Origin of the sequence: Bifidobacterium choloepi (assembly GCF_010667615.1) — a bacterium.
Taxonomy (GTDB): domain Bacteria; phylum Actinomycetota; class Actinomycetes; order Actinomycetales; family Bifidobacteriaceae; genus Bifidobacterium; species Bifidobacterium choloepi.
In genome coordinates, this window is sequence record NZ_VYSG01000007.1 from 1 (window position 1) to 11,329 (window position 11,329).

Sequence of the window (11,329 nt, forward strand, 5' to 3'; positions counted from 1 at the left end):
GTTAAGCACGCCGCCAGCGTTCATCCTGAGCCAGAATCGAACCCTCCACAAAAAACCTTGCTTCGGGCCGAACAAATTCGGCTCCAAAAAAAGAAAAAAGACGAGCATCTTCTTCAGGAAGAAGACGCACACAAAACCTCGACCATCTTTGACCACGCTAGTGGACTTTCCGGAAGGGAAAGCGACGGCCGAACTGGCAATCATTTGACTATAAAAGAAGTAGTACAGTACACGCTCTTGAGTTCTCAAACCACCACCACGCGCCCGGCCGTACTGCGAAAACCCATGGTTTCCGGCGGCTCGGCGGCAGCAAGAGATAAACTTACACTAACTTCCCGAAAGGCGCAAGAGACCACCGCGGAAGCCTTGCGGCGCAAGGCCTCCACGGCGTGTCGCAACTTGTCTGAAACTATCCGGTAACTCCGTGAAGCCTTTCTCCTTGATGTCACCATCCCGAGATCGGATCACAGGATTGTGACATGCAAGAGTGCGGCTCTTACGTTCCAGCGAAAGGTCGCGCGCTACTTCAGACGGATGACGACAGCTTCCCAGGGCTCAAGTTGGCCGGAGACCAAGGTTTCGATGACAGTGCTGTCGTCGATGTTGGCGATCACCACGCGCTCGGCGGTCAGGCCGGAGTCGAGCGTGCGGGTCAGGCCGGCGAGCTTCGCCGAGGTTTCCGGCGGCAGCGTCGCGGCCGAGCCGGACAGGTTGACGACGACGAGCAGCTCTTCGGCGGACGAATCGTCGCCGGTCACCGCGGCCTGCGCGACGTCGGCCTTGCCGTCCGCGCCGTCGATGGTCTTCAGGTTTCGCGTGAAACTGTAGACTTGCTCGTCGGCGACGTCGAGCGGATGCCATTCGCCGGCGGCGACGCACAGGTCGTCGTGACGCAGCTCGATCAGGCGCTTGTAGAACGCGAGGACCGACGAGTCCGAAGCGGCCTCCGCCTCGGCGTTGACGACGTCGTGGTTTGGATTGACCGAGATCCACGGCTCGGCGGCGTCACCGGAAGCCGACGTGAATCCGGCGTACTTCGAATCGTCCCACTGCATCGGCGTGCGGGCGTTGTCGCGGCCGACGTGCGCGAGCGCCGCCATCATCGACTCCGGCGTCTGCACCTTCGCCTCCTCGACGCGCTGCCGGTACGCATTGAGCGCCTCGAGATCGCGGTACTGGCCGAGCGAGTCGAAGTGGGCGTTTGTCATGCCGAGTTCCTCGCCCTGGTAGACATAGGGCGTGCCGCGGTGCATGTGCAGCAGCAGGCCGAACGCCTTCGCTGACTTTTCACGTGCTTCTTCGGACGAATCGTCTCCCCAGCGCGAGACGACGCGCGGCTGGTCGTGATTGCAGAAGAACAGCGACGCCCAGCCGTCCTTGCGCACGGCATCCTGCTGTTCGGCGAGCCGGTCGCGCAGCTTGGCGACCGAGAACGGCAGCACGTCCCACTTGCAGCTGCCGCCGTCGATATTCACGTGGTCGAAGACGAACAGCATGTCGAGCTCGTGGTCGGCGGGGTTCGTGATCGTTTCGGAACGGCGCGGCGTGACGCCGGGCGCCTCGCCGACCGTCAGGTAGCCGTCGCGGCCGTCGAAGACTTCGCGGCGCATTTCCCTGAGGAATTCGTCGAGCCGCGGGCCGTCGGAACAGAACGGGAACGGCGACGAGTAGCCTTCCTCGCCGACCGGATAGTCGGCGATGTCGGAGCCGTACTCTCCCGGCAGCCGGCCTTCGTCGTCGGTGACCTTCGAGATCTGCGTGATGACGTCCATGCGGAAGCCGTCGATGCCGCGATCCATCCACCAGTTCATCATCCTGTAGACGGCCTGTCGCACCGCCGGATTCTCCCAGTTCAAGTCCGGCTGCTTCGGCGAGTACTGGTGCAGGAAGTATTCGCCGCGCTTCTCGTCGTACTGCCATGCGGAACCGCCGAAGTACGATCCCCACTCGTTCGGCTCGGCGCCCGGCGTTCCGGGCTCGTGGCCGGGGCGCGCCGGCCGCCACCAGTACCAGTCGGCATGCTCGTCGTCCTTGTCACGGCTGGCCTGGAACCAGGCATGTTCGTCGGACGTGTGGTTGACAACGAGGTCCATGATGATCTTGAGGCCGCGCTTGTGCGCCTCGGCGAGCAGCTCGTCCATGTCCTCCATCGTGCCAAACAGCGGATCGATCGCCTGGTAGTCGGAGATGTCGTAGCCATTGTCGTCCTGCGGCGACTTGTACACCGGGCTCAGCCACAACACATCGACGCCGAGGTCGGCGAGATAGTCGAGGCGGCTCGTGATGCCCTTGAGATCGCCGATGCCGTCGCCGTTCGAGTCCTGGAAGCTCCTCGGATAGATCTGGTAGATGACGGCGTTCGCCCACCACGGGTTCGGATCGGCGCCGTTCGTCCGGACGGTGGCCGGCAGGTCGGTTCGGTTGAAAGCAGTCAACGTCAACTTCCTTTCGTCGCGGGCGGCCGTCCTCCGCTGCGAAACCGGCCGTCCTTCGTCGCATTCCGCGATCAAATTGTAGGCACGCTCCCTTTTCTTTCCCATCCGGCTGAAAACCGGGAGTGCCGGAAAGAAAAACGGGAATCGTTCCGACAAAATCGGAACGATTCCCGCGTGCTGACGATGTCACCAACTATTTGTTATCCGGATGGCACAAGCCCGGGCTCGTAACTCGGGTTTGCGACATCAAATCGTCAACTTACTTGACGGCGCCGCGCATGACGCCGCCGACGACCCACTTCTGGGCGAAGACGTAGACGATGAGGATCGGGGCCATCGCCATCAGGTAGCTGGCGAACGCCATCGGGTAGTTCGACGTGAACTGGCTCTGGAAGACATACTGCGCGAGCGGGATCGTCTGCGACGACTGGTCGGTCAGGATGATGAGCGGCAGCAGGAAGTCGTTCCAGGCCCACAGCGCCGTCAGGATGGCGATCGTCGCGTTGATCGGCGCCATCAGCGGGAAGATGACCTTCCAGAAGACGCGCCAGGTGCCGGCGCCGTCGATGCGGGCGGCTTCCTCGAGGGACGGCGGGATCGACTTGATGAAGCCGATCGCGATGAACAGGTTCGTGCCGAGGCCGAGGATCATGTACAGCAGCACGAGGCCGACCTGGTTGTCGAGGCCAAGGAAGCCCATCTGCTTGGCGATCGGCAGCATGATGACGGTGAACGGGACGAACATCATCGCCAGGAAGAAGAAGTACAGGAAGCGGAAGAACTTCTTGTCCATGTTGCGGGCGACGGCATAGGCGACGAACGTGTTCGTCAGCAGCGTCAGCACGATCGCGGCGACGGTGATGATCGCCGAGTTGAGCGCGGCGTGCGCGTAGTCGACCTTGGCCCAGGCGTCGGCGAAGTTGCCCCACTCCCAGCTCGTCGGCAGGCTGAACGTGCCGGCTTCGGCCGGCGTCTTCAACGCCGTGACGACAGTGAAGTACAGCGGCACGAGAATCGTCAGCGACAGCACGGCGACGGCAGCGGTCAGCCACCAGTTGACGGTGTGGTCGCGGCGGAACTTGGCGGCGCGCGGCCTGGACGGCGCCTGCTCGCGCGGCTGGCGGGCGGTCGTGGTCATCGGTTGCAGTGCAGTGGTCATGTCAGTGTCCTTGCGGTGAAGTCGGCGCCGGCGAGCGCCTTCGGTCGCCGGCGCCGCGGTCATCTGTCGGGTGGTCGGAAAGGGAGGAAAGCGAAAAGGAGAAAGGGAGGGAAATTGTCGCGGGAATCGTTGCCGTTCCGGTTGCAAAGTGCGGAACGACTCCCGCGACGTCGCCGTCAGACGCGTTCGCCGCGGTTGAACACCTTGAGCTGCAGGAACGCGAGGATGGCGAGGACGATGAAGAACGTGACGGCGTTGGCCATCTGGTAGGCGTATTCGCCATTGCCGAGGCCGTTCTGGAAGATGAGGAACGAGACCGATTCGGTCTTCGAGTCCGGGCCGCCGCCGGTCAGCGCGACGATCTGGTCGAAAATGCTCAGCGAATTCTTCAGGCTCAGGACCATGTTGATCGTGACGAAGGGGCCGAGCAGCGGGAACGTGATGTGCCAGAAGTTCTGCCACGGGCTCACGCCGTCGATCGACGCGGCTTCATAGACTTCGTCGTCGATCGTCTGCAGGCCGGCCAGGTACAGCAGCGTCGAGTAGGCGGCCGACTGCCAGATGGCGAGGAATGCGATCGGGATCCACGCAAGGTCGGAGTTCGTGATCAGCGACGTCGACAGCCATTCGATGCCGAGCGCCTCGCCGAGGGCGGGCAGCGGCGTCATGAAGATGTACTTGAAGACGTAGCCGATGACGAGCACGGACAGCGTGTAGGGCACGAAGAAGATGGCGCGGAAACCGTTCTTGAATGCGATCTTCGAGTTGAGCAGCACGGCGATGAACAGGCCGAGCACGTTCGTGCCGACGGTGATCAGTAGCGCGATCGCGACGGTGAACAGGTAGGCGCTGCCGATGCGGGCGTCCTGGAACATCGCGACGTAGTTCTTGAAGCCGATGAATTCCCAGCTGCCATAGCCCTGCGAGTTCGTCAACGAGTAGAACGCGCCCTGCAGGAACGGCCAGTACAGGAACAGCGAGACGAGAATGACGGCCGGGATCGTCATCCAGTAGAACGCCGGGTCGACCTTGCGCGACGAGAAGCGGCTCGCCTTCGATCGGCTCGCGGAACGGGTGGACGACATCGAGGAGCGGCGACGCAGGCCAAGGCGGCGTCCGGCACCGTTGCCGGAGGAGCCGGAGCGGCGACCGCGGGACGACGTCGGTTCGTGGACCGGCATGCCGGCCGGCTCGGGCCGCGCGATGGGCGGTTCGGTGATTGCAGTCATGATGGTGATTACCTTTTCGTGTGAAACAGTTTCATGTGGAGGAATTATTCACGTGGAACAAATAAGCCGTGCTCAGGTGCGGAAATTCCTGGCCTGGACCTTGTCGTATTCGGCCTGCATCGAGTCGACGAACGCGTCGGTGTCGCCGCTCGAGATCAGCGACTGCAGGAAGCCGGCGATGTTGATGCTGGCGGGCACGTAGTGGTCGCAGAAGTCGGTCAGGCGGCCGGACTGGTAGAAGTCGAGGACGCCGGCGAGCGCCGGGTCGCCGACATAGGTGTCCCTGTACGGCGAGAATGCGGACTGCGCGGCCGAGTAGTCGCGGACGTTGTCGTCCTCCATCAGGAAGTCGACGAACATGCGGGCCTCGTTGTAGTGGGCCGTGTGGGCGCCGATCGTCAGCAGGACGTCGTCGCCGGCCGTCAGCAGCTGCTCGTCGGCGTCGTCGGTGGCCGGCATCTGCGCGAACGTCAGGTTCATGTCGTTGTTGACCAGACGCACCTGCGGGATGGCGTAGGTGCCGAGCGGCAGGATGGCGGCCTTGCCGTTCGCGAAGTCCTGCGTGGCCTGCTGGTAGGTGATGCCCGGGTTGGACTGGACGTAGTTCTGGTAGATGTCGACGAGCTGGTCGGACACCGGCGTCCACAGCTCGGCGAACGTCGTCGTGCCCTCGCGCAGGTCGGTGTAGCGCGTTTCCGGCACGAGCGTGGAGTTGAGCGACGACAGCGGCGCCTGCAGCGTCCACGGCTCGGCGGTCGACGCGAGCACCGGCGTGATGCCCTGCGCCTTGAAGCGGTCGAGCAGCTCGATGAACTCGGAGTAGGTCTGTGGCGGATTATACGGGTCCTCGCCCGCTTCCTCCCACAGGTCGACGTTGATGATGTAGCCGGAGGCGTTGCCGGCGTACGGGATGGCGTAGAGGCGCTTGCGCTCGGCGTCGGTCGTCTGGACGAGCGCCTTGGCGATCTCGACCATGCCCGGGTTGAGCTCGTCGACGATCTCGTCGTCGGTGAAGTCGTGGAAGACGCCGGCCTCGGCCAGGAAGCCGAAGTTGATGTCGCCGTTGATCGTGATGACGTCCGGCTCGCGGTCCTTGACGAGGCGCGTGCGCAGGTCGGTGGCCGGGTCGGACGAGTTGTTGACGTTGATCTTGATCGTCGGATGGGTCGACTCGAACTCGCGCGCCTTCTCGGTGAACCAGTCGGCCGCCTCGGACTTGAACTGGAAGAAGTCGAGCGTGATCGTGCCGGCAGTGTCCGAGCCGCAGCCGGCCAAACCCAGGCCGATCGCCGCGGTGGCGAGGCCGGCGGCGACCTTGACGACGGCGGACTTCAGTTTCGGATGAAGTGTTCCGAGCTTCATCGGTTGCTCCTTGCTGGTTGGACGGCAGCCACGTTGCTGCCAAGTTGGTAGTGACTTTATAAAAGTGCGTTTTTCATTCCAAGCGGAAGCGAGTCTTTCCACGCTGGAAAATTAATGACGGCATATTTTTATTCCCGAGGAATATAATTTGGAGAATCGGCAAGTTTCCAACGGTTTCAAGATGAACGATCCTCGCGTAGGATGTGAAGGAAGGATCGTGCCATGACCATGCAGACCAGCGCGACCGTCCGCGGACGAGGGGCGCTCACGAAAGCTTCACGGCGGGCCTTGGCAGAAGTTGGCGAGAGGGAGGCGGAACGATGACGTTCCACGACGACGATGACGACGATTTTCCGCACTGGTTCCACGGCTCCGAGTACATGCACCGCGTGGCCGGCGCCGTCGCGAAGTACGGGCCGGTCACCCGCACGGCGCTCGCGCAGATCCTCGGGCTGTCTCAGGGCGCGTTGTCGAGGATCACGAGCGACCTCATCCACGCCGGCGTCATCGAGGAGGTGACCGGCGACGTGCGGCACGGACCGCTGCCCGAGAACTTCAGGGCGAAGGAGTCCGGCGAGCGCCGGGGCCGTCCGCAGACGGCGCTGGCGCTGTGCGCGAACGCGAGGACGTTCGTCGGCATCAAGCTCAACGGCACGGAGGCGATCGGCGCGGCCGTCAACGCGCATGGGGAGGTCGTCTCCGGACGGCACGAGGTGACGTTCGCCGACCGCTCACCCGAACAGGTGACGAACGCGATCGCCGAGCTGACCGGCGGCTGCCGGCTCGACCTGGCGGCGGCCGGGCTGCCGGAGCCGGTGGCGCTCGGCATCGCCGTCGGCGGCCACGTGGAACACGACGCCGTCGTCACGTCGGCGCCGTTCCTGCGCTGGGACGGCGACGTCGATCTCAAGGCGCTGGCCGAGCGGGCGACCGGCCTGCCGACGTCGGTCTACAACGACATCGACTCGCTGCTTGTCGACGCGAGCTGGTTCGGGCCGGGCGTGGGTCTCGAGACGTTCGCCGTGCTGACGATCGGCATCGGCGTCGGCTATTCGCTGGCCATCCACGGCCAGCCGGTGAACTATCCGGACAAGAGCTACGGCCTGGCGGCGCACGTCCTCGTCGACCCGAAGGGCCCGACCTGCGTGGCCGGCCACATCGGCTGTGCCGAATGCCTGACCGACAGCTCGATCGCCGGCGAATATTCCTCGCTGATCGGCCGGGCGGCCACGTTCGACGAGTTCGTCGCCGACGCCCGCAACGACCTGCCTCAGGCGACGTGGCTGCTGCGGCGCACGTGCTTCCGCCTCGGCACGTTCATCGCGATCATCGCGAACCTCGCGATGCCGCGGACCGTCATGATCGCCGGCGAATCGGCTTTCCTCGCGAAGATGGGTTCGGCGAGCGTGCGCGACGGCATCAACCGCTACCGTCACAGTCAGGCCTCCCCGGTCCGGTTCACCGTCGTCGACCACGACTGGCAACTCTGGGCCAAGGCCGCCGCCTCCCGCGCCATCGTGAAGTACCTCGGATAAGAAAAAGGCTCCCCGAAGGGAGCCATTATCCAATATCAGCCAATCCGCCGGACGTCGAAGAGGACGGCCTGGGCCGGGTGCAGGGCGGGCATGCGCAGGCCGTAGGCAGCAAGCGCCTGGCCGGAGACGATCACGCCGTTCTCGTTCCACCAGCCGAGCGGGGACTGGCCGTTGGCCAGGCCGGCCGCCTCGAGGTCGAGGTTGACGTCGAAGGGGCGGACACGGTAGAGCGCCTGCGGATCGAGACCCGGCAGCGGAACCGGCGAGGCCGGATAGCTCTGCGACGTCGTCAGCTGCGTGAAGCGGAACACGGCCTCGGCGCCGTCGGCGGCCATCATGCCATCGAGGCGGACGGCCGGATCGCCAAGATCGGCGTGCAGGCACAGGCCGCCGGCGAACAGCGAACGGCGCTTCTTGTATTCGGCCGTCCATTCGCCGAGCAGGCCGATCGCCTCCTGCGGCTCGGCGAGCAGGTTCCATTCGATGCCCATGTGGCCGAAGAACGCCGTCGCCATGCGCATCTGCTGGCTCGTCGCGCGGTGCGTCGAATGGGCCGGGCTGGCGCCGACGTGCTCGCCCATCATGACCGGCGGCACGAGCAGCGACGTGTAGCGCTGGATGTCGGCGCGCTCGACCGGGTCGACGCAGTCGGACACCCAGATGCGGTCGGCGTGCTCGAGGATGCCGAGGTCCACGCGGCCGCCACCCGACGAGCAGCTCTCGATCTCGAGACCCGGATGGGCCTGCCTGAGGTCGTGGAAAATCCGGTAGACGGCGAGCGTCTGGCCATGGACGGCCGGCCGTCCCGACTTCGGCGAGACGGCCTCGGTGACGAGCTTGTTGTGGTCCCACTTGATGTAGTCGATGCCGAGCTCGCCGATCAGCCGGTCCATCTGGCCGTAGACGTAGGCGTAGGCATCCGGGTTCGTCAGGTCGACGACCTGCTGGAATCGTCCTTCCATCGGCAGCCGTCCGGCGGTCGGCTTGAGCACCCAGTCGGGATGCGCACGGAACATGTCGCTGTCGGGGTTGACCATCTCCGGCTCGAACCACAGGCCGAATTCCATGCCCCTGGCGTGCACATAGTCGGCCAGCGCCTTGAGGCCGTGCGGGCCCTCCGGCCAGACGTCGCCGGAAATCTGCCAGTCGCCGAGGCCGGACGAATCGTCCCTCCTCGAGCCGAACCAGCCGTCGTCGACAACGAACCGCTCGACGCCGGACTCGACGGCCTTGTCGGCGAGCCGCGCGAGCGTCTCGAAATCGTGGTCGAAGTAGACAGCCTCCCAGGTGTTGAGGATGACGGGACGCGGCTTCGTCAGCAGTTCCGGATGCCAGCGGCGCAGCTGGTCGTGGAAGCGCGCGGCGACGCCGTTCAGGCCGGTGCCGACGGCGCCGTACAGCCACGGCGATTCGTAGCGTTCGCCGGCGGCCAGTTCGATTTCGCCGCCGAACAGCAGCTCGCCGCCGCCGATCAGGCCGGTCGTGTATGGCAGCCGCTCGGCCGTCAGCGCGCTGTTGCCGCTCCAGCCGACGTGCACCGAGTAGACGTCGCCGTGCTCGAAGCCGAAGCCGGGCGCGCCGGACGACAGCAGCAGCGACGCATCGAAGTCGGGACGGCCGACCCACGTCGACTTCGCGAACCTGCCGATCGTCAGCGGCTGGCGCTGCGGGCTGCGTTCGCGCAGGTGGTGGCCGGTCGTCGTCAGGATTTCGGTCGCCGTCGCCGGAATCGGGAAGCCGAGCTCGACGTTGCCGATCTCGAGCGAGGCGGCGGCTTCATGAATATTGGACGATTCGTCCGCGGCGACGGTCGCGATGTTCTCAATGGCGGCGCGCTGGCGCACGAGGCCGCTGGCGAGCAGCTCGGCCGTCCAGACGAGCCGGACGCCCTGCTCGGCGTCGTCGGCCGTGACGACGACGGTCGGCACGGTGCCGTCGGCGACGGTCGTCTCGATGTCGGTCACCGCGAACTTGCAGAACAGTTCGACGCCCGCGCGGCGGACGTTGAGCCGGGGTTCGCCGATCCACGATTCGGCCTGCGTCGGCATGACCGACGGCCAAGCGGTGTCGTTGAGCATGCCGGAGACGCGCTGCGGACGCTGCGCGTCATAGAGCGACAGCAGTGCCTCGTCGGCGACGGCTGCAAGGCCGGATACGGAACACGAGACAGTGGCGGTGCCCTGGTCCGCGGCGGCAGCGGCGGCCACTGGCAGCGGCTTGCCCCAGTGGACGAATCGCGGCAGGTCGTCGCCCGGGAAGACGAGCGCGAACGCGACGTCGGCGGCCGGCTGCGCGGCGTAGACGGCGGTCAGGGGCGTGCCGTCCGACGACTGGCCGTCGAATCGTTCGATGATGGGCGCCGGAGCCGCGTTCGGCGAGCTGGCCCGCGAAGCGGCGGTGGACGAAGTGTTGTCGATGTTGCTCATGCGCGTCATTGCGCTCTCCTTGTCGAAAGTCATGCCGGTCATCGGTTTGGTGACTGCACCGGCTGATGTGCTGGCCCTGTATGCTCCGCGGCAATGGCCGCCGGCCGGACGCTGCAACCCATACTAGAAATCGCCGGATTTCATTCCAACCCCAAGCGTTTCAATGGCACCAAGCAACTAAGTCCCGCCAGCCCCCGGAAATTCCCCCGATTTGTGAACCAACCGTGACGCCGGTCGCCCTTGTGAATCGACGGTTCCCTACGGCAACCGAACCTTTTCGACAAAAGCAGAAATAGACCCAGCCAACAACTTGAACAGTCACAACGGCATCTATGCCGCGACCGTAGCCACCGTCTTCAGCTTCTCGAGCTGGGCGGCAAATTCGTCAGTCAGGGATTCGATGGCCGTCTCATCGTCGAGGTCGACGCCGTCAAGCTGTGCCTGGACCAGCACGGCGGTCACGTCGGCGAGCACGCTCGTCATTTCGGCGCCGGCATCGGACTGCCCGACCCGTGCAAGCTGGGCCAGTAGCTGGTTGGCTACCTCGCGCAAAGCGTCATATCGCATCGGATCAACCGCTGGCTGCGACATGGGAATCGTCGCCGTCCGGGAACGTTCCTGAAATTCTGTGACGTCACTAGCTTTTGTCAATCGCCGTCCCCGGCCGTATCGCACCGACGGAATCGCGCCACTGTCAAGCAGCCGGATGACAGTGCTTTTCGAGACTCCCAACCGAGTCGCCACTTCCGTCGTCGTCAGCAGTTCGTCACCCAAGACATCGTCTTCCATGTTCCGCTCCTTGTATACGATTCACCCCTCATTGTATCAATTTTCCAGAAAGTCTCAAAAATACCACACTGTATTTTCATTGCTACCTTTGGACGTCCTGATCCTGAGATGAAGTCTTACGATCGTGACATCACAAGAAAGAAGAGCCAGAAGAACTTCCTAGGGCCGCTGCTGACATATGTGAACGCGAGCGAACAACCGTTTGTGGCCTTTCCCGGGAACTGCGGCGAGGCTGCAGGACGGTGCATTGAAGGACCGGTAAATATACGGAAAGGGGTCCCGGGAGCTGTTGCTCGACCGGGACCCCTTGTCCTTCAACGTGTGATTGCGGCGGCGTGCTACTCTCCCACACCCTGTCGGGTGCAGTACCATCGCCGTGCCAGGCCTTAGCTTC

8 protein-coding genes are annotated in these 11,329 nt (G+C 64.3%); 2 read left to right on the plus strand and 6 right to left on the minus strand.

The window, feature by feature from the left end; all coding sequences use genetic code 11:
- The coding region (locus F6S87_RS08500; protein ID WP_163228238.1) for a hypothetical protein at positions 1 to 420 on the plus strand (420 nt) is incomplete at its 5' end.
- Between the two features lie 101 nt (positions 421 to 521).
- On the opposite strand, the gene F6S87_RS08505 is transcribed toward F6S87_RS08500, so the two are convergent.
- The 4 genes from F6S87_RS08505 to F6S87_RS08520 form a co-directional block, all read right to left on the minus strand.
- Positions 522 to 2,435: an alpha-glucosidase gene (locus tag F6S87_RS08505; protein ID WP_163228239.1), complete on the minus strand. Its 1,914-nt coding sequence runs from the start codon at positions 2,433 to 2,435 to the stop codon at positions 522 to 524.
- Between the two features lie 259 nt (positions 2,436 to 2,694).
- Positions 2,695 to 3,573 carry a carbohydrate ABC transporter permease gene (locus F6S87_RS08510; RefSeq protein ID WP_407925124.1) on the minus strand — a complete coding sequence of 293 codons (879 nt, stop codon included), beginning with the start codon at positions 3,571 to 3,573 and terminating at the stop codon, positions 2,695 to 2,697.
- Between the two features lie 197 nt (positions 3,574 to 3,770).
- Entirely contained in the window at positions 3,771 to 4,679 is a 909-nt protein-coding gene (locus F6S87_RS08515) for a carbohydrate ABC transporter permease (protein WP_163228243.1), read from the minus strand.
- 216 nt (positions 4,680 to 4,895) lie between these two features.
- Complete coding sequence (locus F6S87_RS08520; RefSeq protein ID WP_163228241.1) at positions 4,896 to 6,185, minus strand: ABC transporter substrate-binding protein; 1,290 nt, start codon at positions 6,183 to 6,185, stop codon at positions 4,896 to 4,898.
- Between the two features lie 320 nt (positions 6,186 to 6,505).
- On the opposite strand from F6S87_RS08520, the gene F6S87_RS08525 reads away from it, so the two are divergent.
- On the plus strand, positions 6,506 to 7,720 hold the full coding sequence (locus F6S87_RS08525; RefSeq protein ID WP_163228242.1) for an ROK family transcriptional regulator: 1,215 nt from the start codon (positions 6,506 to 6,508) through the stop codon (positions 7,718 to 7,720).
- 35 nt (positions 7,721 to 7,755) lie between these two features.
- Here F6S87_RS08525 and F6S87_RS08530 read toward each other — a convergent pair whose 3' ends face one another.
- On the minus strand, positions 7,756 to 10,155 hold the full coding sequence (locus tag F6S87_RS08530) for an alpha-galactosidase (RefSeq protein WP_231129470.1): 2,400 nt from the start codon (positions 10,153 to 10,155) through the stop codon (positions 7,756 to 7,758).
- A 321-nt stretch (positions 10,156 to 10,476) separates the two neighbouring features.
- Positions 10,477 to 10,935, minus strand: coding sequence for a helix-turn-helix domain-containing protein (locus tag F6S87_RS08650; RefSeq protein ID WP_196779187.1), 459 nt, complete (start codon positions 10,933 to 10,935; stop codon positions 10,477 to 10,479).
- Between the last annotated feature and the right edge of the window lie 394 nt (positions 10,936 to 11,329).

What these genes read in the sequence shown, in the direction of transcription:
- F6S87_RS08515 (WP_163228243.1), bottom strand. Translation starts at nt 4,679, where the DNA reads ATGTCGTCCACCCGTTCCGCGAGCCGATCGAAGGCGAGCCGCTTCTCG.
- F6S87_RS08520 (WP_163228241.1), bottom strand. Translation starts at nt 6,185, where the DNA reads ATGAAGCTCGGAACACTTCATCCGAAACTGAAGTCCGCCGTCGTCAAG.
- F6S87_RS08530 (WP_231129470.1), bottom strand. Translation starts at nt 10,155, where the DNA reads ATGACGCGCATGAGCAACATCGACAACACTTCGTCCACCGCCGCTTCG.
- F6S87_RS08650 (WP_196779187.1), bottom strand. Translation starts at nt 10,935, where the DNA reads ATGGAAGACGATGTCTTGGGTGACGAACTGCTGACGACGACGGAAGTG.
- F6S87_RS08510 (WP_407925124.1), bottom strand. Translation starts at nt 3,573, where the DNA reads ATGACCACGACCGCCCGCCAGCCGCGCGAGCAGGCGCCGTCCAGGCCG.
- F6S87_RS08525 (WP_163228242.1), top strand. Translation starts at nt 6,506, where the DNA reads ATGACGTTCCACGACGACGATGACGACGATTTTCCGCACTGGTTCCAC.